Raw genomic sequence first — 22,362 nt, 5'->3', positions numbered from 1 at the left:
ACGACGAAAATGTAATATTTATTTTCAGAAAATTGGCACTTTTTATTAGAGGGAGTTTCAATGAAGAAAACTACATCTACACTATTAAGTATGGCGCTCGTCTTTTCGAGTTTTGGAGCTTTAAGCGCCCATGCTGAGTCACTGCAAAAAGAGAAGCAATTTAGTCCACAGTTAAAAGCGAATATTGAACAATGGGGAGAAAACAAAATCGCGCAAAATGTTGAAACAAAAACATCAAAAGAAATTTCAGTCATTGTAGAATTGCAGCATGCTCCGGACCTAAAAAATAGCAATGTGCAATCATACCATGCTCAACTAAAAAAGGCGCAAGAGGATACAACAAAGAAAATTAAAGAAAAAGCACCGAAGGCAACGATAAAAGAAACGTATAGTACGTTATTTTCTGGATTCTCTATTTCTATCCCAGGAGATCAAATTGCTGCTTTAGCTGCTTTACCTGAAGTAAAAGCAATTTATCCGAACTTAACATATAAATTACATGAAACATCAAAAAGCGCTACTAACGAAGAAGCACCAAATATCGGCGGACCGACAATTGGTGCACCTGAAGCATGGAATTTAAAAGATCCCTCTGGCAAACCTCTTGATGGAAAAGGGATGAAAGTAGCTATTATCGATTCAGGTGTAGACTATACGCACCCTGACTTAAAAGCAAATTATATTGGTGGATATGACACAGTCGATGAAGATAACGATCCAATGGACGGTAACGTACATGGTACCCATGTAGCTGGAATTATTGCTGGTAATGGAAAAGTTAAAGGCGTTGCTCCAAACGCTTCTATTCTAGCCTATCGTGTTATGAATGACGATGGTACTGGTACGACCGAAGATATTCTTCAAGGTATTGAGCGCGCTATTCAAGATGGTGCCGATGTTTTAAATCTATCTCTCGGTCAAGATTTGAATGTACCTGATCAACCTGTAACAATGACGTTAGAGCGTGCAGCGAAACTTGGTGTTACTGCAGTCGTTTCAAATGGAAATGACGGGCCAAAACCTTGGTCTGTTGATGCTCCTGGTAATGCAAGTAGTGTCATCTCTGTTGGAGCATCTACAGTTTCTATTCCATTTCCAACATTCCAAGTAGCTGGTTCTAATAAATCTTATCAAGGGTTACCGTTATCAAAATCCGATTTCCAAGTAGGCAACGATGCTCAGCTTGTATATGTTGGCTACGGTAATCCGAGTGATTATGCTAAACAAGATGTGAAAGGTAAGTTCGCCCTTGTCTTACAAGGAACTTCAAGCACGTTAGTAAAAGCAGAGCAAGCGAAACAAGCCGGCGCTCTCGGTGTGTTATTAATTTCTAACGAAAAAGAAATTAATATTATGCCAGAATATTTTGCACGTGAAAATCTAGCTGTTCCAGTAATGCAGTTATCAAATACAAATGGCGAAGAGTTAAAAACTTTAATTATAAAACGAAAGAAAAATATAAAAATTGGACAACCAAAGCAAAACGAACTTATTGGTAACTTTAGTTCAAGAGGACCATCACAAGGCAGTTGGCTAATAAAGCCTGATATTGTTGCACCTGGAGTACAAATTACTAGTACAGTACCAAGAGGTGGCTATGAATCTCATAATGGGACAAGTATAGCTGCGCCGCAAGTAACAGGAGCGATTGCTCTATTGCGTCAAATGCATCCTGATTGGACGACAGAACAATTAAAAGCATCTCTTGCCAATACTGCAAAAACATTAAAGGATGTCAATGAAAATACATATCCTGTCATGGCACAAGGATCTGGTTTAATTAACATTCCAAAAGCAGCCCAAGCAGACGCACTAGTGAAACCAAACAATGTAAGTTTTGGCCTTATTAAACCGAATAGCGGCAAAGTAAAACTAACACAAAATATTACGCTACAAAATCTTTCTAACAAAAAGAAAAACTTTTCAACTCGCATTGAATTACTAGATACAAAAACAAAAGTCCAGACTTCTTTCCCTTCTTCTATTAGCATTAAACCGAATAGTAACATCGAAAAGCCTTTTACTATTACTGTAGATAGCTCCTTACCACAAGGTGTATATACAGGAAATCTATATGTAAAAGAGCAAGGGAAGACTGAAGAAATGCGTATTCCATTTACATTTAGCATTGATCCGAAAGAATACAAACGTATTGACGGCCTTGAAATCGTTAATTCTACTTTCAGTCCAAATAATGACAGGATACTAGATGACAACCTGATCAATTACTATTTAGTTACACCAGTTGAAGATGTAACGTTTCATGCTAATTTAATTACGAAAGACCGAGTGACATATCAAGGTATGGTGTATCAAGGTAAAAACGAAACACCTGGTTATAAATCTTTCAAATGGAATGGTACAAAAACTGATGGATCCCCTCTACCTGATGGCTTATACCAAATCGAAGCTGTTGCTTCTAATTCTGGAGGAGAGACGAAACAAACAGGAGCTGTGTTTGTCGACCGCACTGCACCGAAATTAACACACGAAGTTGATCAAGAAAACCTCGTAATTAGAGGTAAAGTAGATGATATACTTTTAGATTGGATGACAGAATCCGGATGGGTTGCTCCAGGACATCCAGTAACGATACAGTATGAAATTAATGGAAATGGCGTATGGGAGAACGCATTCCTGAACCCATGGGAGAAAAACTATGACATTTATTTCGATCGTAGTCAATTACAACAAGGAAAGAATACAATTCACATTGTAGCAACTGATGCAGCTGGAAATAAATCTGATTTAAACGTTGATTTAGAAGTGAAATAATAAAATTATTGTTGACAAGCTTTTAAATATAGTTTTATAATACAAAACATAGTTTAGTTGAACGAATTATATATCGGCTTTGAAGGAATACTAGTAGCGACTTATATCCCTGTTTCAGAGAACTGATGGTTGGTGCGAATCAGTACACATACAAGCGTGAATTACAATTCTGGAGCTTCTTTCCCGTAGTGCACATAATGCATGAAGAGAAAGACGGAGTTTTCCGTTATCTTAAAGTGAGTGGTAAACAATTTTTCTGTTTACAATTAGGGTGGTACCGCGATTTTTATCGTCCCTATCGGATTTTCCGATAGGGGCTTTTTTGCGTCCTTCCCTTTTATACAATTTCATATATACGCGTTGAAAGAATCGCAGTAGTATATTATATCCCTGTTACAGAGAGCTAGTGGTCGGTGGAAATTAGCACATATATAAGTACGAATTACAATTCTGGAGCTTCTTTTTCGTAGTGCTTGTACGCATGAAGGAAAAGACGGAGTTTTTCCGTTATCATTAATTGAGATGTAAGTATATTTTCCGCTTACAAATAGGGTGGTACCGCGATTTTTTCGCCCCTATCGGATTTTCCGATAGGGGCTTTTTCTATTTCTCACAGAAACAAATGTTAAATAATTCCGAATCTTATGATAAAATTTTATAAGCGCTTACAATTATAAAAGGAGGTGGTGCAATCTATACGAACCGGTATTCATTTTTATAGAGAAAAAGGAGGATGTCTAAATGACAAAGAAAACAGAAATTCCATCACATTTAAAACCATTCGTATCCACACAGCATTATGATCAATACACGCCGGTGAATCACGCTGTTTGGCGTTATATTATGAGACAAAACCATAGCTTTTTAAAAGATGTTGCTCATCCATCCTATGTTAACGGACTACAATCATCTGGTATTAATATAGATGCAATTCCAAAAGTAGAAGAAATGAATGACTGCTTAGCACCAAGCGGCTGGGGAGCTGTAACGATTGACGGACTTATTCCCGGCGTAGCATTCTTCGATTTTCAGGGGCACGGATTACTACCAATCGCAACAGATATTCGTAAAGTAGAAAATATCGAGTATACACCTGCTCCTGATATCGTTCATGAAGCAGCAGGACACGCACCGATTTTACTTGATTCTACATATGCAAAATATGTGAAGCGCTTTGGACAAATTGGAGCGAAAGCTTTCTCAACAAAAGAAGAACATGAGGCTTTTGAAGCTGTTCGTACATTAACGATTGTAAAAGAAAGCCCGACTTCTACACCTGAAGAAGTTGCAGTTGCTGAAAATACTGTAATCGAAAAACAAAACTTAGTTTCTGGTTTATCAGAAGCAGAACAAATTTCACGTCTTTTCTGGTGGACAGTGGAATACGGATTGATTGGAAATATAGACGATCCAAAAATCTACGGTGCTGGTCTCCTTTCTTCTGTTGGTGAAAGCAAGCATTGCTTAACAGATGCTGTAGAAAAAGTTCCATTCTCAATTGAAGCTTGCACAGGGACAACTTATGACGTGACAAAAATGCAGCCACAGCTCTTTGTTTGTGAATCATTTGAAGAGTTGACTGAGGCACTTGAGAAGTTCTCTGAAACGATGGCATTCAAAACAGGTGGCACAGAAGGATTAGAAAAAGCAATTCGCTCCGAAAACCATGCTACAACTGAGCTAAGTAGCGGATTACAAATTACCGGTACATTTACAGAGACAATTAAAAATGATACTGGTGAAGTCATTTACATGAGAACAAATACACCAACTGCATTAGCAATTAATCATAAACAATTGGTGAATCACTCTACATCTGTACACAAAGATGGATTTGGTACACCGGTCGGATTACTAGATGGTAATATCGCATTAGAAGATTGTACAGAAGAAAAGTTACAGTCATTAGGCATTATAATTGGAAATAGTGCAGAGTTTACTTTTGCAAGTGGGATTCATGTAAAAGGAACAGTAACAGATATCGTAAAAAGCGATAAGAAAATTGCTCTTATCTCCTTTATAGATTGTACAGTTACTTATAAAGACCGTTTATTATTTGATGCTTCATGGGGCGCATTTGATATGGCTGTTGGTTCAGCAATTACTTCCGTATTCCCAGGTGCCGCAGATGCAGCAGCATTTTTCCCATTGGATGAAGAAGTACAAGAAATTCCTGCTCCACTTGTACTGAATGAACTTGAACATATGTATCAAACAGTTCGAGATATTCGAGGTGAAGGTATTTTACACGACGCACATGTCGATCAATTAATAGCAATTCAAGAAGTATTAAATACATTTTATCCGAAAGAATGGTTGCTTCGTCTTGAAATTTTAGAATTGCTTTTAGAGCATAACAAAGGACACGAAACATCAACAGTTTTATTAAAGCAACTTTCTACTTTCACAACTGACGAAGCTGTAACACGCCTTATTACTAACGGGCTTGCATTACTTCCAATAAAGGATGTGAAAAATGATGCTACGATTAACTGACGAAGAAGTACATGAGGAATTAGCGAAGTTAGATAAATGGGTAGTGAAAGATGAAAAATGGATTGAAAGAAAATATATGTTTTCCGACTACTTAAAAGGAGTCGAATTTGTCTCTGAAGCCGCCAAACTATCAGAAGATCATAATCACCACCCATTTATCCTTATCCAGTATAAAGCAGTCATTATTACTTTGTCATCATGGAATGCAAAAGGCTTAACAAAACTAGACTTTGATCTTGCAAAACAATTTGATGAACTATTTTTACAAAATGAAAAAGCTATTATAAGAAAGTAAAAAAAGAGAAGCCTTTAATTAGGCTTCTCCTTTTACTTTAAAATGTATACAATGTCCAAACGGATCCTTGGCCTGTAATATTCCATCTTTATACGTAGCAACTACGCCAATATATTTTAAGCTTTCACACACTTGCTCTTTTTGTTTTTCATCTGCTAGTATAATTGTGAAATATTTTAAGCCAACGGAATTTGGCATTTGCGGTGGTATCCCTTCACCTTGCCATGTATTTAAACCGATATGGTGATGATAACCACCAGCTGATACGAACAACGCTCCATTACGAGCTGGGATCGTTACATCAAAACCTAAACCATCGACATAGAAGCGTTTCGCTTCTTCTAAGTCAGCTGCATGGAAATGAATATGCCCCATCACAGTACCAACTGGGAAGCCGTTCCATGTACTTCCTTGCTGCAATAATTCTTCACCAGCTAATGGGTTACTAACAAATGGTAGCTCTCCATTCTCATCACGCCAAACTTCTTTTTGGCGATCATGATAAATTTCAATCCCGTTTCCATCTGGATCAGCTAAATAAAGAGCTTCACTAAAGTAATGGTCGGCTCCGCCGTGCAGTGGATATACCATCTCTACAAGATGACGAAGAATGTTCGCTAAGTCCTGTCTGTTTGGTAATAAAATTGCGTAATGATATAACCCTGTTCTCCCTCTTTGCTTTGGTAAAGCTTCTTTCTTTTCTTCAATGATAAGGAGTGGTTCTTCATTTTCATTCCCAAATGTAACGACTGTTTCCTCTTCTTTTAGCACTTTCATACTTAATACTTCTGTATAAAACTCTAGTGATTTCTTTATATTTGATACGTATAAATGAACAACACCAAGTGTTGTTTCGGGATGAAGTTGAAAGCTCATCTTGTTATACCCCCATTTAAATTAGTTCTTCTTTGACATTTTCTCTTTTAAGAAATTATCTACAAAACCATCAGCTTTCGCAACAAATAAGTACGCACCCATCGCTAACAATGCAAGTTCTAATTCGAAGCCAGGATTTTTTCCATCTCCTAATAAACCAGCTGACCATTTCACTTTTACAATTGCTCCAACCATAACAAGTGCAAATAATAATCCAATATATCTTACACCTAAACCTAGAATTAACAATAGACCACCAACTAATTCCACTGTTGCTACACCGTATGCAAGTCCTCCTGGTAAACCAATGCTTGTGAACCACCCTGCAATATTGTCAATTCCCGATTGGAATTTTGTTAAACCGTGCATAAAGAACGTTACCCCTAACACGATACGAATAATTAAGTTACCAATATGTTGATTCATTTCTTTCTCTCCTTTGCAGTTTTGTTATACAAAACTTTTATTCACATTACAAAACATACACTAATTATTTTTATTCGTCAATTCATTTTTCATGAGAAAAAATATATTTTTTTTGCTATGATACAAATAGTTGTTTACAAAAAGGAGCATGATTTTATGAATATCGGTTCTGCGATTCGTGAAATTCGTCAACGTAGAGGAATTACGATTGCCCAAATTTGTGAAGGAACAGGTCTTTCTAAAGGCTTTATGAGTCAGGTTGAAAACAATAAAACATCACCATCTATCTCAACTTTAGAAATGATCGCTAATTTTTTAAATGTTCCCCTTCCATATTTATTGTTAGAACAAAAAGATCGTTTGAAAATTGTAAAAAAAGAAGAGCGTAAATACAGTGTGTATGGAAAAGATGAACAAAGAATTGAGCATGTTGCGGAGCAAGGTGGCCTTCGCCTAAATCTCGTAGAAATTTCTGCCGGATTCCCGAAAGAAAACTCGCCAAATGCTCATGAAGGCGAAGAGTGTCATCTTGTATTACGCGGAAAACTAGAAGTTCAACATGGTGAAGATATTGCAATTGTAGAAGAAGGTGATTCTTTCTCCTGGAATGCATGCGTTCCTCATATTGTTCGTAATATAGGTGAGGAATCTGCGCTATTACTTATCTCTAGTCATGCGGAAAATCGAAAACGAGTTTACTAATTGATAAAAAAGAAGCCTGTTTCGTAACAGGCTTCTTTTTTATTCCCTTATAATTCCATAACTTGTCCCAACTAGTACGGTCTTTTCATGTTGATTGCGATAAACTGACTCAATTGAAACTTTTTTATATCCTTCCATTTGCTCAATATTTGTTAATGTTAATTCACAAGTAATCGTATCACCTGTAAAAACTGGTCTAATGAACTCACTTACTAATTCCCTCGCTATGTAATGTAACTCTTCTCCTACTTTCGTACCAATGCTAGCAGTCAATAGACCATGAACCATTAATCGTCCATTCTCATCATATTCCATATGATGTCTACCTTTATCGCCTGTAATATTTGCAAATTCAAAAACTTCTTCCTCGGTAAACCTTCTTTCGTATTTAAATACATCCCCAACTTTTACATTCATTTTTATCCCCCGTTTAATAAACTGAATTTTCTTTTATTTTATCACAAAATAAGTCTCAGTTCAGTTTATATTATTAAACTAGCGATCCTTTTTCTTCACTACCTTATAATTTTATCGATGCCCATCCTTTTTTGCCACTTGATACCCATAATACGCACATGTTCCATTTCTTGATAACTCTCTTACTTCAAAACCACAACTTCTATAAAAATCAAAATTGTTAGCGGATGTATGCGCAAACCAATCGCCATGCGGAAGCTTTTGTAAACAAAGTGCTACAAGTTTCTTACCTAACCCTTTTCCCCTATACTCACACTTCACAACTAAATTTACTATGTTAGCAACCATGATTTGATCAGAAATCACTCTAACCATCGCGACCATTTCTTCTTCATCCCAAATTGTGAAAGCCCATGTTGAATTTTCAAATGCAATCGTAAACTTTTCAATTTGCCAAGAAGGGATATTATCATTACTCCAGCCAGCATCTTCAAATAATGTCTTAATCGCATATGCTGGTACACCGTTCGTTCCTTCACGAATAATTAGTCCATTATGATAAATATACATGTAATCCCTCCTTTATTTTTTATATACCATTCTCCCAAAAATGTAATTCACCTTTTTCATCCAACCCGCTTAATGGAATAAACGAGAACATCCATCTCATGAAATGAGGTTGTTTTCTCATAACTAAGCCCTGTTTTTCTAGCAACAAATATTGAAGCTGGGTGGTTCGGATTAATAAGTGAAATTAATTTATTCATCTGTAATGCTTGAAAACCATAGTCTCGAAATGCTGCCGCAGCCTCTTTCGCATACCCTTTCCCCCAATACTTAGGAAGTAGCCAATAGCCAATCTCAATTTCCTCCTTTCCATCTACCTTCTGCTTGACAAGCCCTGCATGACCAATTCGTATCCCTGTTTCCCTTTCAATCATTACAAATAAACCGAGACCATTTTTATAATTTGGAAGTACCCTCTCCTCCAAACTTTTTTTACATTGCATATATGTTTTTAACGTTCCATTTCCAATATAGCGCATTACCTTCTCATCCCCCCATAAAGAAGCATAAAATGGTAAATCATCCATTGTATATTTGCGAAATTGTAAGCGATCTGTATGGAACATCCTTTTATTCACTCCCATCATTTTGAACCTCATTACATAACTATATATTTCAAACTTCGTAAGTGTTGAATAATTCATATCAAGAAAGGTTTCAAAAAGAAAGAAAATTCAATCTTATAAAGGTGTATTATATCAAAAAAAAGCAGTAGACAAAAGAGTGTCTACTGCATCCATATCATAACTAGTATTAAGAAAACTACAATTGAGGGGGTGTAGGATTTTCATATATACTAGATACTTATCCCGTTCTAACGGGCGGTAAACCTTCCAATCTTTTGAGTGGAAAGTTTACCGCACATAAGAACTTTTGCGGTCATTAAGAAAGCACTGTTAAGTATTCAAATACACGCTGAGCTTTTTCTCCACCCATGCGGGCATGTTGAAGTAGCGAGATGCCATGCGGGCCAGGTGCAAATAATGCTTCTGGTTGTACTACTAAAATAGCTTGTACGACTTCAAGTTCCCCAAGCATAGCCGCTGCAAAAATATCCATCCGAGCTCCCTTTTCTAGTAAATAAAGAGCAATATCTTTACGACCTACATGTGCCGCTGCTCCTAAGGCACTTTCCCAATCTGAGCCGCCCCAATTATAAGAAGCATGAAGTAAGCTAGGTGATTCGGCCAAAAGCTCCTGTACTATTTCTAAATCTCCGTGAGCTGCCATAACAAATTCTCTTACTAATTCAGCGGTAATACGTTCCTCTGTTTGCATCGCTCTTCTCCCTTTTCACAAATTCGTTTCGGTGTAAAAAATGGCTTGTCACTCCCTTGGAATATATCAACTTCAATTCCAAATACACGCTGAAACATTTGATGACATAATACTTCTTCTGGTACGCCATCATAATGTATTTCCCCTTGTTTTAATACGAGTAAACGATTGCTATATTGAGCCGCTTGGTTAATATCATGTAAAACCATTACAATCGTCATACCAAACTCTTCGTTTAATCGTTTAACAAGTTCCATTACTTCTAACTGATGAACGATATCTAAAAAGGTTGTTGGTTCATCTAATAGTAAGACATTTGTGCGTTGTGCAAGCGTCATTGCAATCCAAGCACGTTGCCTTTCTCCTCCTGATAAGGATTGTAAAAGACGATATTCATACCCTTCAAGCTTTGTAACAGATAATGCCCAGTCAACAATTTCTTCATCTTCTTTATTTAAGCGACTGCTCCATGATTTATGGGGCCCTCTTCCAAACTCTATTAGTTCTTTCACTGTTAAATCTAATTGATGATCATGCATTTGTGGTAACATTGCTAATTGCTTTGCTACATCAGCACTCTTCATCGTATAAATATTTTTCCCATCTAAAACGATTTCTCCTACACTTGGATTAAGTAGCCTTGCCATTAAGCGAAGTAAAGTAGATTTCCCCGATCCATTTGGGCCAATTAAACTAACGATTTCTCCAGCTTTAATATGTATATTCATATTTTTCATTTGAAATCTTTCTGAATGAGCGTAAGAAACTTCTTTAACGGAAAGCACGTTGTTTTCCTCCTCTATGAATTAAATATAAGAAGAACGGACCACCTAAGAAGGACAATAAAATACCAACTGGTAATTCGATTGGATCAAACCAACTTCTAGCTATCGCATCTGCAAAAACAAGTAATATTCCTCCGCCAAGGCATGATAATGGCAGCAAATATCTATAATCATTTCCGACTAATAAACGTAGCATATGTGGTACAACAAGACCGACAAATCCAATAAGACCAGAAACGCTAACTGCTATTCCAGCTAACATTGTACTTACTACTATTAAATAAAACCGACTTCTTTCCACGTTATACCCTAATAATTTGGCCATTTCATCCCCAAGCATTAATACTCGAATATGTTTAATACCGAAGAAAGCTAATATAATAGCGAATATCGCATAGTAAATAATCATATTTAAATGTGCCCAACTCACACCGCCAATACCACCAGCTAACCATGGTAAAACAGATTGCACTTTGTCGCTATGTAATAACATTAATGCTGAAGTCGCTGCACCGATTAAAGCATTTATCGAAACACCAACGAGGACGATTCTTGAAGCGGGTGCCCCCTTTTGCCATGATAAAGCATAAATGACCATTGCTGTAATAAAAGCTCCTAAAAAAGCTCCTAGCGGTAAAAATGCCATATGCTGTGGAAATAAAATCATGATTATTATTGCTACAAGGCCTGCTCCTGATGAAACTCCAATAATTCCAGGGTCTGCAAGAGGATTTCTCATAACCCCTTGCAGTAATGCTCCAGATGTAGCTAAACACGTTCCTACTATAAACCCAACGAGCACTCTCGGTATGCGAAGATCCCACACAATTCGATGAACTGTCGAACCTTCATCTTGTATACCCTCTATAATGTCTCGTAAAGAAAAAGATAAGCTCCCTGCAAAAAGACCGTAAAAAAGACCTAGAAATGTTAATACGACTAAAGTAACTGCTATTATCCATCTTTTCTTCGCAAAAGGATGTTCCTTTTCTCTTACTATTTCACTACTCTCCATACCTATCATTTCCTTACATCTTGTATACTTTTATACATAAAGTCCATCGCTTCTGTCACTTTTGTTCCAGGATTTGATCCAAATAAATCTGGTGGTAAAATAACAACACGATTTTGTTTTACTGCATCTAAATTTTTCCATGCTTCATTTTTCATCATTTCGCCTTCAAATGCTTTTTTCACGCTATTGGGATCTCCATGTGTAATTAAATAAATCACATCTGGATTTGCTTCAATAATACGTTCTACACTTAGCTGTGCATATTGCGGATACTCTTTCATTTCTGGAAAACTAGCTGCGATATTTTTCCCGCCCGTCTTTTCTAAAATATCCCCTGATAGAGATGTTGGTAATGCTGCTAAATAAGTGCCTGGTGCTCCATAAACTAGCAACGCTTTAATATCGCTCTTTTTCTCATATTTCTTCATTTGATCATTAATTTTTTGATTAAGCTCTTTTGCTTTATCGTCTTTCTTCATTACTGTTCCATACATTTCAATACTCTTTTGAATGTCTTTTACAGAGTTAGCTGAAGAAATTATAACTTTTGTACCTTGCCCTTCAACCGTTGGAATATTTTTTTGGAACCCATTATTAGCAACAAGTACATCTGGCTTTAAACTAGCAATTTGTTCAAAGTTTGGCTGATGTGCATTTCCAATTACTTGCGTTTTTTGCAAATCTTCTGGAAGGGAGATTTTTGCATCTGGACGACCGACAATTTTCCCTCCTAAAGCATGGATAATATTCATATCGCCCATACTTAACGTCGCAAAACTTTCAGGAATTTTATTGAATTTTACCTTTCTGTCTGAGAGATCGGTAATTTCGATTTTGTCTGTTCCTTTGTCTGTTTTTGTTGCAGATGCTTTTTCGTTTTCCTTTGCACTGCAACCTATTAATAAGAAAAAAATAGATAAGATCGCTGTGAACAGCGTAATGGATTTTTTCATTCTTTCACCCCTAATTGATAATGATAATCATTGACTACTATTCTACTTTAATTGATAAGGATTATCATTGTCAATATAAACCGCATACATTTTCTACAAAAATAAAAAAACGCTACAAAAAGATTTCTTCTTTTCGTAGCGCCCTATTTAACAATTTTCTTCATATTCGCTCTCCTCTAATTGGTCACGCATCGTTCTAACACGCTTAAAGAAGAAAAAAGCAAGAACTAAAAATACAATAATACTCCCCATCATAACAAAAGACTGCACCATATTTTTGACTCCACTTGGAATTAATAAACCGATCATTAAAAATGTACTTATAGACAAAAGTACTTGTCCGAAACGAGTATAATCTGCTATTTTTTCTTGTAATTCTTTCATCTCTTTATCACTCCCCTCCTCACTTTATCACATTCTATTAAGCTTAAAGACAAGTAAATAGAACCAAACTGGGAGATGTTTTCCAAAGTAAAAAAGAGCCGCTTAAATGCGGCTCTTTTTTATCTATTATACGCCTTTATACGCTTCCATATAGACTTCTTGTAGCTCTGAAATGAGCGGCAATTTTGGATTAGCTGTTGTACACTGATCTTCAAACGCTCTTTCTGCTAATATTCCAACAACCGCTTCAAATTGTTCTTTAGCGACTCCTTGTCCTGCGATACTCATATTAATATTCAATTTTTTCCCAAGCGCAATAATTGATTGGATAAGTGATTCCACACCTTCTGCTGTTGAGCTTGCTGGAAGCCCGAGCATTCTCGCAATATGTGCGTAACGTTCATCTGCCACAAAGTGCTCATATTTTGGGAACAATGCATGTTTCCTTGGCTTAATAGCATTATAGCGGACTACATGCGGCATAAGGATTGCATTTGCACGTCCGTGTGGAATATGGAATTCCGGTCCAATTTTATGTGCTAAACTATGATTAATACCAAGGAAAGAATTAGCAAATGCCATCCCTGCGATTGCAGAAGCGTTATGCATTTTTTCTCGTGCTTCTTCATCATTTCCATCTTTATATGCTCTCGGTAAATATTTAAATACGAGATCAATTGCTTTTAATGCTAAACCATCTGTATAGTCATTTGCCATAACGGACACATACGCTTCAATTGCATGTGTTAATACGTCCATGCCAGTATCTGCTGTTACATGAGGTGGTACTGTCATGACAAATTGTGGATCAACAATTGCTACATCTGGTGTTAATTCATAATCAGCAAGCGGATATTTTATATTATTTTTCTTATCTGTAATAACTGCAAATGGCGTCACTTCTGATCCAGTCCCTGATGTTGTTGGGATTGCAACAAATTGTGCTTTATTTCCCAATTTCGGATACTTACATGTACGTTTTCTTATATCTAAAAATTTCTGTTTAATTCCATAGAATGTTGTTTCTGGGTGCTCATAGAAAAGCCACATCCCTTTTGCTGCATCCATAGCTGAACCACCACCAAGTGCGATAATTACATCTGGCTTAAAGCTTTTCATCATGTCCGCACCTTTAAAAACAGTTTCATCTGATGGATCTGGCTCAACCTCGAAGAAAACCTCGACTTTCACGTCACTTGCATGTTTACGTAAATAGTGCGTGACCGTATCTACATATCCATGCTCAACCATTCCTGGATCCGTTACAATAAATGCGCGTGAAATATTAGGCATGTTTGCTAAATATGCTGTAGCATGTTTTTCAAAATAAATTTTTGGTGGTAATTTGAACCACTGCATACTCTTTTTTCTATTTGCCAGCCTTTTTATATTTAATAAATGAGTAGCTGTTACGTTTTGGGAAACTGAATTTTTCCCATAGGAACCACATCCAAGTGTAAGTGATGGAATAAACCCATTGTATATATCACCTATTCCACCTTGTGATGAAGGGGCATTTACAATGAGACGGCAAGCTTTCATACGCAAACCAAATTGTTTTTGCACTTCTTTATTTGTAGAATGGATGACTGCTGAATGTCCTAAACCACCAAGATTCAACATTTCTTCGCAATATGTAAATCCTTCTTCTAATGAATTTGCTTTTACACAAGCTAATACTGGACTCAGTTTTTCACGAGATAGTGGATACGCTGCTCCGATCCCTTTAATTTCAGCTACAAGCATTTTTGTATCTTCAGGTACAGTGATCCCTACTAATTCGGCAATATACTGTGCTGATTTCCCAACAATATCACTATTTACTGCACATGTGTTTTCATTAATAACAAGCTTTTCTAACTCTTTTCTCTCTTCTTCTGTTACAAAGTAACAATTATTTGCTATCATTTCTGTTTTAACATCATCATAGATTTCCTTATCTACAATGATAGCTTGTTCAGATGCACAAATCATACCGTTATCAAATGTTTTCGATAAAATTAAATCATTAACAGCACGTTTTACATGTGCCGATTTCTCTATGTAACATGGTACATTACCTGGCCCTACACCTAACGCTGGTTTGCCAGTAGAATACGCTGATTTCACCATACCAGCTCCTCCAGTTGCTAGAACGAGCGCAACACCTTCATGATTCATTAATTGTTTCGTTGCTTCGACAGAAGGTCTGTCAATCCATTGAATGCAGTGCTTTGGTGCACCAGCCTTCAATGCAGCATCGTATACTGTTTTCGCTGCTGCAATAGAACATTTTTGTGCAGAAGGATGGAAAGCGAAAATAATTGGATTTCTCGTTTTTATCGCGATTAATGCTTTAAACATCGTTGTCGACGTTGGATTCGTTACTGGCGTTACTCCAGCTACTACACCAACCGGTTCCGCAATTTCTATTATTTCTTCATGAGGATCTTCATGAATAATTCCTACCGTTTTGTCTTTCTTTATACTATGCCAAATATATTCAGTAGCAAAAATATTTTTAATACATTTGTCTTCATATACACCACGACCCGTTTCTTCAACAGCCAACTTCGCAAGCGGCATATGTTGATCAACACCTGCAAGCGCCATTTCATGAACAATGTTGTCAATTTGCTCTTGTGTAAAACCTTCTAATGCTTGTAAAGCTTTTTGACCGTTCTTCACTAACGTATCAATCATCTCTTTTACCTCTTGCATTTCATTTACAGCTTTCTCTTTGACTACCATGTAAATTTCCTCCTATTCTGTTATCATGGCCCTTATAAGTCCCTATAGGTCATAATAAGTCCCGATTAGCGTAAAAAAATAGAGTTGCCTTCCTACATGAATCTCATTGTTTGTGAAACTTTTCACAAGATTGTTCGTGAGTAATATTTCATGACTTCACTATACATGAAATCATTTTATTTGTGTATGTCCATTTTGTGAAACTTTTCACAAAAAACCTTTTAAAAAGCACTGCTCTATAAGCAGTACTTTCTCATTATGCTAACGCTTGTGCTAAATCTTCAATCAAATCTTCACCATCTTCAATACCGACAGAAATACGAATTAGTGTATCTGTAATCCCTAATTCTTTACGGCGATCAGCCGGAATAGACGCATGTGTCATTTGTGATGGAATAGAAATTAAACTTTCTACTGCTCCTAAGCTTTCAGCAAGTGTGAAGTATTGTAACTTCTCAAGTACTCTATTTAATGTTTCCTCACTATCTACATCGAATGAGATGATTGCACCAAATCCATTCGCCTGTTCTGTTGCTAATTCGTGATTTTGATGTGATTCAAGACCTGGATAATATACTTTATTTACTTTCGGATGGTTATTTAAAAACTCAGCAATTGCGCGTGAATTTATTTCATGCTCTTCCATACGAATTCCTAATGTTTTTAAACCGCGAAGTAGTAAGAAGCTATCTTGTGGTCCAAGAATACCTCCTGTTGAGTTTTGTACGAAATGAAGGTCTTCTGCTAGTTGCAGACTATTTACAACTACTAGGCCTGCAACTACATCACTATGCCCACCTAAATATTTCGTTGCACTATGAAGTACAATGTCTGCTCCTAAGGAAATTGGCGACTGCCAATATGGCGTCATGAATGTGTTATCAATAATTGTTAATAAATCGTTTTCTTTAGCAAGAGTGGATATTTTCTTAATATCAGTAATTTTCAGTAATGGATTCGTTGGTGTTTCCACATAAATCGCTTTCGTATTTGGACGAATTGCTTCTACAACTTCCTCCAAGTTTGTTGTGTCTACAAAAGTATGCTCAATACCGAAACGATTTAATACTTTCGTGATAATACGATACGTTCCACCGTAAACATCATCTGTTAAAATGACGTGATCTCCTTTTGAGAATAGCATAATAGTTGCTGTAATAGCTGCCATCCCTGAACCAAATGCAAATCCTGCATGACCATTTTCTAACACTGCAATCATTTCTTCTAAAGCTGAACGAGTTGGATTACCAGTTCTAGAATATTCATATCCTTGGTGCTTACCAACTGCTTCTTGTTTGTACGTACTCGTTTGATATATCGGCACGTTTACAGATCCAGTTGAAGGTTCTCCTATGCGAATACCATGAATTAACTTTGTCTTTGCTCTCATTTTTTATTCCCATCCTTTGTATATATCTTTACTTAAATAACGCTCACTACTATCTGGAAAAATCGTTACAATATTTGTGTCTGGTTTTGCTTTCTCAGCCTCAAGCAAGCTTGCATGGAATGCCGCTCCTGAAGAGCTTCCAACGAGAAGACCTTCCTTTTGCGCCAATTCTTTTACACGTAAAAATGCATTTCGATCAGAAATCGTATGAATTTCATCAAAATAAGATGTTTTTAAAAATGGTGGAATGAATTCAAGACCAATACCTTCTGTTTCATGTGAACCAGCTTTGCCGCCATTTAAAATGGATCCTTCTGGTTCTACAATAACCGTTTTAATATCAATATTTTTTTCTTTTAAATAAGACGCAGTTCCCATAAACGTCCCGCCAGTTCCTGCACCCGCAACAAATATGTTAATCTCTCCATTCAGTGCGTCCCAAAGTTCAGGACCTAGTGTTTTGAAATAAGCACGAGGGTTTGCTTCATTAGCAAACTGACTTGGAGAGTATGAATTTGGTATTTCCTTTACTAATTCTTTTGCCTTTGCAATTGCGCCGGTCATTCCTTGCTCAGTCGGTGTATGCACGACCTTGGCACCTAGTGCTTTCATTAATTCTTGTTTTTCGATACTAAATTTCTCTGGTACACAAACAATGACGCGTAAATCATGTTCTAACGCTGCAAGTGCCAGTCCAATGCCGGTATTTCCAGCCGTCGGTTCAATGATTGTTCCGCCCTCTGCAACAAGCCCTTTTTCTAACGCATCTTCGATTAATTCTCTTCCTAAACGATCCTTAACGCTTCCGCCTGGGTTGTAAAATTCAAGCTTTGCAAATAAACGGACTCCTTTCGGAAGTGAAAAACGAGTAATTTCTACGATTGGTGTATGGCCAATCAACTCATGAACTCCACGATATACATTCATCGTGTTCTCCCCCTTATTTGCCAATAAAGAAAAGGCAACTGTATGTATTTTCTTTATATGAGACAGTTGCCTTTTTGTTACATTACTTTAACTCTTCTAGTACTTTTACGATAAAGTTTGTAGAATGAAGAGCTGCTTGATCTAAAAATTGATCAAATGAAACATTTGATTCTTTACCAGCAATATCAGAAAGTGCACGAATAATAACAAATGGAACTTCATATTGGTGGCATACTTGCGCAACAGCTGCTGCTTCCATTTCTACTGCATAAAGATCTTCAAATTTATCACGAATTGCTGCAACACGGTTCGGATCACTCATAAATGAATCACCTGTTGCAATCATACCTTTTACAACTTGAATATTTTCTTCCGCCTGCATACATTTCTCAGCTAATGCAACTAATGCCTCATCAGCTTTAAATCCAGGTGGCATTCCTGGCACTTGACCATATTCGTAGTTAAATGCTGTTACATCTACGTCATGGTGACGAACTTCTGTTGAAATAACCACATCTCCAACATTTAAAGAATGGTGGAATCCACCAGCTGAACCAGTGTTGATTACTTTTTCAGGTTTATATCTTTCTAATAAAATTGTCGTTGACATCGCTGCATTTACTTTACCAATACCAGACTTTAGCAAGATTACTTCATGTCCTGCCAATAGCCCTTTCGTAAATTCAGAACCTGCAACAGTTTCTGTTTCTGCTTGTTCTAGTTTGTCACGTAAAATACGTACTTCTTCTTCCATTGCTCCAATTACAGCAATTCTCAATCTAATCCCTCTTTCTATTGCTTAGTTGCCTCCATTACCCAAACGAAATGATTTAATCTCGTAAACGTTACATAGAAGCCATTGTTTTCAAAAATAGATTGCATGATAGGAATACGTGTATAGTATTCTGTTTGCAAATCGTTTGCTAACTGATGAAAACCTCTTTGTCTTGCTACTTCGACAGTTTTATCATATGCATCTTGATCTGCAAATATCGTATCAGCAAACACTATTTTACCACCTTTGTTTAGCAATTGACTATACTTCGCAATTGCTACGTCTTTTTCTTCATCTGTTAAATGATGAAATGCGTAAGTGCTCACAATAGTATCGATTGAATTTGGGACTTCAAATGAAAGAAAATCACCCTCTGTAATTGAAAACTCTTTTGGTAATTTCTCTTCTGCAATAGTACGCATTTCGCGTGACGGTTCTATACCGTAAACTGTGCGACCAGCAAGTAATAATTTATTTGTTAAATTGCCAGTACCTACACCAAATTCTAATACGTTACCAAATGATTTGTTAACTACATCCTCTAAAATGTCCTCATAATGGGCGAAAACTTCTTTATATTGTATATCTTCGCCTTGTACAAATGAGTCGTACGTATGAGCCCACTCATCAAATAGACCATTAAATTCTGTACCCATAAAAATTCCCCTTTTTCTTATCGGTTTTATCAGTATGATATTCCCTCTTTCTAAAAATGTCAATTGAAATGTACGTAGTATTTCCTTCTTTTCTTTGTTACACTATAGGTAATTACATAGGAGAGGGGTCGTCTTCGTGTCATTTACCTTTGAAATGTTAGAAGATAAAGTAGAGTTTTTTGAAGCGGCGGACTTAGCTTCTTTAGAAAAAAAAATTAGCGAGCAAATTGATAATAATAAAGCACTTATGCTCGAAGTACATCACATCTCACATCAAATGGTTATGGATCCTGAAAGCAAAAGACCTTATTATAGTGCGGTTGTTCATTTTAAATTAAAGAAATTACGCTAACTAAAAAAGAGAGGCTCTTAAGAGCCTCTCTTTTTTAGTTTAGAGTTTGAACAAGTACTGGTTTCCAGCCCTCATTGTCTACCCAATCAATATTTACATAATATTGTTTACCTGATTGCTTATCTTGGACATTACCGTACGCTTTATTCTTACCGTTATTTCCGATTCTATGAATAACTAATTGCTCTACTGGAACGTCAATTGCAGTGGAAATCGCTTGATTCATTTCATTCCAATCTGCTGAACCTTTTTTAAACGTCATCGCAGGTGATGCACCTTGTTCTGTACCTACTGGCTTCCAAGAAGGTTTCGTATAAGCATCTGTTGCCTTTGGCTGTGTTTTTTCAGCTGATACTTTCTCATTAGCTTTTGCTTTTGCTTCTTCTTCAGCCTTTTTCTTTTCTTCTTCAGCCTTTTGCTTCTCTTCTTCTTCCTTCTTCTTAGCCTCTGCCTTCTCTTGTTCGTTCTTCTTCGTCTCTTCTTTACCTTTAGCTTTCTCAGCTTTATTTTCTTTTGTTGTTTGCTGAGCTACTTTTTTATTATCACTAGAAGACGCTTGCTCTTTTGTGTCAGGAACAAACAATTGATATGCTACAATAGCTACTGCTACTAATACAATAGCAATCGCAATATTTAAAACACCGTTTTGACGACGTTTTTGTTGTTTCTGTTGAAATCTAGATCCTCCTGCCATTCTTCAAACCTCCATGCAGTTTTTCATACTTGCTATTGTAACATTAAATCTAGAAAGGTTGAACATTTACAATAATATTTTCACGAAATGAAAACATTTCATAAATAATTGCAAGATTACTTTTCAATTTCTAATTGATGAATTGCTTCTACCATTTCTGCAAAAGCTGGTGTAACTACATTTACGTTATCTGTTTCTATATCAACTACAACTAAAGCATATCTTGGGTTTTCATATGGAAAATAACCTGCAAACCAGCGATTCACCTTCTCTCCTTTTCCTGTTTGTGCCGTCCCAGATTTTCCAGCGACAGTTAGTGGCAACGAACGGAATGCGGTTCCCGTTCCTTTCTCCATCGTTACAACACCTCTTAACAACTGTTGTAATTTTTTCATCGTTTCATAAGAAAGCTGTTTCCCATTTAATTTATGATTTTCAAATGTAAAAAAGTCGGTTCCATTTTTATACACTATTTTTTTCACAGCTTTCACTTCCATCTTCTCTCCACCTCTAGCAATTGTCGCCATCATATTCGCTATAGCTAGAGGTGACACACGTACATCTTTTTGTCCGACCATCGTTTGAGCAATCGCTTTTCTACTATCTTTATTTTCTTCGCTCCCCCAAATAATAGCACTCTTTTCTTCTGGCAATTGCTCAAATTCCGGTGTATGAAATACCGAACCTTTCCACCCTACCTTCTTACTTGCTCCTAAGGCCTCTAAATACGTTTCTAATACTTCCCTATCCTTTTGCATTAGTTCATCACCTAATACGGCAAACGTTCGATTACAGCTTCTAGCAAAGCTTTCCTTAAAGTTTAATGACCCCATCATAACTTGTGGAAGATTTTCACCGTATAAATCCGTATTACAGTTAAATGTACGATTAAACCGCACCAAATTCTCATCAATTTCTGCTGCTGCAACTACTGTTTTAAAAACAGACCCCGGAAAATGAGGAGTTAACATTTGATTTTCAAGTGTAGCTTTATATATCCTCCTATCATTCATCTGTAAAGAAGGCCTACTTACCATTGCTAAAACTTCACTATTCTTTATGTCTAGTAATACTAACCCACCTTTTTTTATTCCGTTTTCATCTATAATCTTCTCTGCTCGTCGTTGCAACGTTTTATGTATTGTTGTTTGAATAGTAACTGGATAAAATGGATTTCCTGGTGAAGTGTATTTCGCCTGTTTCCCAAAAATCGGTTCTCCTTGTCGATCCACTTGATATAGTACTTTCGCTTCTCCATCAGTCAGTAAAAATTCATCAAATGATTGTTGCAATCCAGAAATACCAATTGGCGTTTGTTTCGAAGTTTTTTTCATTTCTCCATAACGCTTTTGAAATTCCTGTTCATTCTCTCCCACATCACCAATTAAATGATTTGCCTCTCCCATTTGCTTCAGTCGAACTTCTGCTGCTACAATACCTAAAATATCTAATTGATTTACCTTCTTCATCTGCTCGAGCGTTAATTGAAATGGGATATTCCCCCTTCGTAATATAAATGCTTCATTCTTATTTTTCATTTGCAGTCTTATCTCTTGTCTCGACACACCAATGATATGCGCAATTTTCTCTAACATGTCATTTTTTATTTGTAAAAATGGAAAAACAATTAAGACTGGATATTTCTCTTCACCAATTTCCTTACCATTTCGATCTGTAAAATGCCCTCTTCCATTATCTACTGTAAGTGATTGTGTTCGTTGCGTAACACTTTTTTCAATCAAATTGATATTTCGATCAGTAAATGATTCCGTATCTATAATCTGTATTTGGATTAAACGACAAAGTAATAAAAAAATCACAGCCATAAAACAAATTAAAACAATTATAATTCTCCGTTTCATTTTCATA

22 protein-coding genes and 2 other annotated features are annotated in these 22,362 nt (G+C 36.5%); of the genes, 5 read left to right on the top strand and 17 right to left on the bottom strand.

Annotation, left to right across the window (positions count from 1 at the left end):
- The first annotated feature begins 60 nt into the window (after positions 1–60).
- From CQZ94_RS04455 to CQZ94_RS04440, 3 genes are all read left to right on the top strand, one after another.
- Positions 61–2,775: a S8 family peptidase gene (locus CQZ94_RS04455; RefSeq protein WP_105584435.1), complete on the top strand. Its 2,715-nt coding sequence runs from the start codon at positions 61–63 to the stop codon at positions 2,773–2,775.
- 70 nt (positions 2,776–2,845) lie between these two features.
- Positions 2,846–3,075, top strand: a binding site (T-box leader).
- A 51-nt stretch (positions 3,076–3,126) separates the two neighbouring features.
- Positions 3,127–3,355 (top strand) — a binding site (T-box leader).
- 161 nt (positions 3,356–3,516) lie between these two features.
- Entirely contained in the window at positions 3,517–5,271 is a 1,755-nt protein-coding gene (locus CQZ94_RS04445) for an aromatic amino acid hydroxylase (protein ID WP_105584434.1), read from the top strand.
- Positions 5,252–5,566 (top strand): 4a-hydroxytetrahydrobiopterin dehydratase, encoded by a 315-nt coding sequence (locus CQZ94_RS04440; RefSeq protein ID WP_105584433.1) that lies wholly within the window; start codon positions 5,252–5,254, stop codon positions 5,564–5,566. The genes CQZ94_RS04445 and CQZ94_RS04440 overlap by 20 nt, the downstream gene beginning before the upstream one ends.
- An 18-nt stretch (positions 5,567–5,584) precedes the next feature.
- Here CQZ94_RS04440 and CQZ94_RS04435 read toward each other — a convergent pair whose 3' ends face one another.
- Together CQZ94_RS04435 and CQZ94_RS04430 are read right to left on the bottom strand one after the other, a co-directional pair.
- Positions 5,585–6,442 (bottom strand): VOC family protein, encoded by an 858-nt coding sequence (locus tag CQZ94_RS04435; protein WP_105584432.1) that lies wholly within the window; start codon positions 6,440–6,442, stop codon positions 5,585–5,587.
- 21 nt (positions 6,443–6,463) lie between these two features.
- Positions 6,464–6,868, bottom strand: coding sequence for a DoxX family protein (locus tag CQZ94_RS04430; protein ID WP_001071557.1), 405 nt, complete (start codon positions 6,866–6,868; stop codon positions 6,464–6,466).
- Between the two features lie 156 nt (positions 6,869–7,024).
- Between CQZ94_RS04430 and CQZ94_RS04425 the strand changes: the two genes are divergently transcribed.
- Entirely contained in the window at positions 7,025–7,570 is a 546-nt protein-coding gene (locus CQZ94_RS04425; RefSeq protein ID WP_002111946.1) for a helix-turn-helix domain-containing protein, read from the top strand.
- A gap of 39 nt (positions 7,571–7,609) precedes the next feature.
- On the opposite strand, the gene CQZ94_RS04420 is transcribed toward CQZ94_RS04425, so the two are convergent.
- The 13 genes from CQZ94_RS04420 to CQZ94_RS04360 all read right to left on the bottom strand — a co-directional run bounded on the left by CQZ94_RS04420 (position 7,610) and on the right by CQZ94_RS04360 (position 19,447).
- Positions 7,610–7,987, bottom strand: a complete 378-nt coding sequence (locus tag CQZ94_RS04420) for a hotdog family protein (protein ID WP_002160412.1) — start codon at positions 7,985–7,987, stop codon at positions 7,610–7,612.
- A 111-nt stretch (positions 7,988–8,098) separates the two neighbouring features.
- Positions 8,099–8,557, bottom strand: a complete 459-nt coding sequence (locus CQZ94_RS04415; protein WP_002111948.1) for a GNAT family N-acetyltransferase — start codon at positions 8,555–8,557, stop codon at positions 8,099–8,101.
- Between the two features lie 56 nt (positions 8,558–8,613).
- Complete coding sequence (locus CQZ94_RS04410; protein ID WP_105584431.1) at positions 8,614–9,141, bottom strand: GNAT family N-acetyltransferase; 528 nt, start codon at positions 9,139–9,141, stop codon at positions 8,614–8,616.
- Between the two features lie 295 nt (positions 9,142–9,436).
- A complete protein-coding gene (locus tag CQZ94_RS04405; RefSeq protein ID WP_105584759.1) occupies positions 9,437–9,832 on the bottom strand; it encodes an ankyrin repeat domain-containing protein in 396 nt (131 codons plus the stop codon).
- Entirely contained in the window at positions 9,799–10,617 is an 819-nt protein-coding gene (locus CQZ94_RS04400; RefSeq protein ID WP_105584430.1) for an ABC transporter ATP-binding protein, read from the bottom strand. The genes CQZ94_RS04405 and CQZ94_RS04400 overlap by 34 nt, the downstream gene beginning before the upstream one ends.
- Complete coding sequence (locus tag CQZ94_RS04395) at positions 10,604–11,632, bottom strand: FecCD family ABC transporter permease (RefSeq protein WP_142395747.1); 1,029 nt, start codon at positions 11,630–11,632, stop codon at positions 10,604–10,606. The genes CQZ94_RS04400 and CQZ94_RS04395 overlap by 14 nt, the downstream gene beginning before the upstream one ends.
- Before the next feature lie 5 nt (positions 11,633–11,637).
- The gene (locus CQZ94_RS04390) at positions 11,638–12,585 is read right to left on the bottom strand and encodes an ABC transporter substrate-binding protein (protein ID WP_105584428.1); all 948 of its coding nucleotides are present in this window, start codon (positions 12,583–12,585) and stop codon (positions 11,638–11,640) included.
- Positions 12,586–12,732: 147 nt separating this feature from the next.
- Positions 12,733–12,969, bottom strand: a complete 237-nt coding sequence (locus CQZ94_RS04385) for a YrhC family protein (protein WP_105584427.1) — start codon at positions 12,967–12,969, stop codon at positions 12,733–12,735.
- A gap of 126 nt (positions 12,970–13,095) precedes the next feature.
- Complete coding sequence (gene adhE, locus CQZ94_RS04380; RefSeq protein ID WP_105584426.1) at positions 13,096–15,699, bottom strand: bifunctional acetaldehyde-CoA/alcohol dehydrogenase; 2,604 nt, start codon at positions 15,697–15,699, stop codon at positions 13,096–13,098.
- 256 nt (positions 15,700–15,955) lie between these two features.
- Positions 15,956–17,089, bottom strand: a complete 1,134-nt coding sequence (locus CQZ94_RS04375; RefSeq protein WP_105584425.1) for a bifunctional cystathionine gamma-lyase/homocysteine desulfhydrase — start codon at positions 17,087–17,089, stop codon at positions 15,956–15,958.
- Positions 17,090–17,092: 3 nt separating this feature from the next.
- On the bottom strand, positions 17,093–18,016 hold the full coding sequence (locus CQZ94_RS04370) for an O-acetylserine dependent cystathionine beta-synthase (protein WP_105584424.1): 924 nt from the start codon (positions 18,014–18,016) through the stop codon (positions 17,093–17,095).
- An 82-nt stretch (positions 18,017–18,098) separates the two neighbouring features.
- Positions 18,099–18,794 (bottom strand): 5'-methylthioadenosine/S-adenosylhomocysteine nucleosidase, encoded by a 696-nt coding sequence (gene mtnN, locus CQZ94_RS04365; protein WP_105584423.1) that lies wholly within the window; start codon positions 18,792–18,794, stop codon positions 18,099–18,101.
- 14 nt (positions 18,795–18,808) lie between these two features.
- Entirely contained in the window at positions 18,809–19,447 is a 639-nt protein-coding gene (locus CQZ94_RS04360; protein ID WP_105584422.1) for a class I SAM-dependent DNA methyltransferase, read from the bottom strand.
- 136 nt (positions 19,448–19,583) lie between these two features.
- Between CQZ94_RS04360 and CQZ94_RS04355 the strand changes: the two genes are divergently transcribed.
- A complete protein-coding gene (locus tag CQZ94_RS04355) occupies positions 19,584–19,799 on the top strand; it encodes a YrzA family protein (RefSeq protein WP_016106207.1) in 216 nt (71 codons plus the stop codon).
- Positions 19,800–19,833: 34 nt separating this feature from the next.
- On the opposite strand, the gene CQZ94_RS04350 is transcribed toward CQZ94_RS04355, so the two are convergent.
- Together CQZ94_RS04350 and CQZ94_RS04345 are read right to left on the bottom strand one after the other, a co-directional pair.
- Positions 19,834–20,493: a YrrS family protein gene (locus CQZ94_RS04350; RefSeq protein WP_105584421.1), complete on the bottom strand. Its 660-nt coding sequence runs from the start codon at positions 20,491–20,493 to the stop codon at positions 19,834–19,836.
- Positions 20,494–20,609: 116 nt separating this feature from the next.
- Positions 20,610–22,361: a peptidoglycan D,D-transpeptidase FtsI family protein gene (locus CQZ94_RS04345; RefSeq protein WP_105584420.1), complete on the bottom strand. Its 1,752-nt coding sequence runs from the start codon at positions 22,359–22,361 to the stop codon at positions 20,610–20,612.
- Position 22,362 lies beyond the last annotated feature (1 nt).

Source organism: Bacillus sp. MYb209 (genome assembly GCF_002975175.1).
Taxonomy (GTDB): Bacteria; Bacillota; Bacilli; order Bacillales; family Bacillaceae_G; genus Bacillus_A.
The sequence above is the reverse complement of the archived record's forward strand: the minus strand, read 5'-3'. Positions and strand labels throughout refer to the sequence as shown.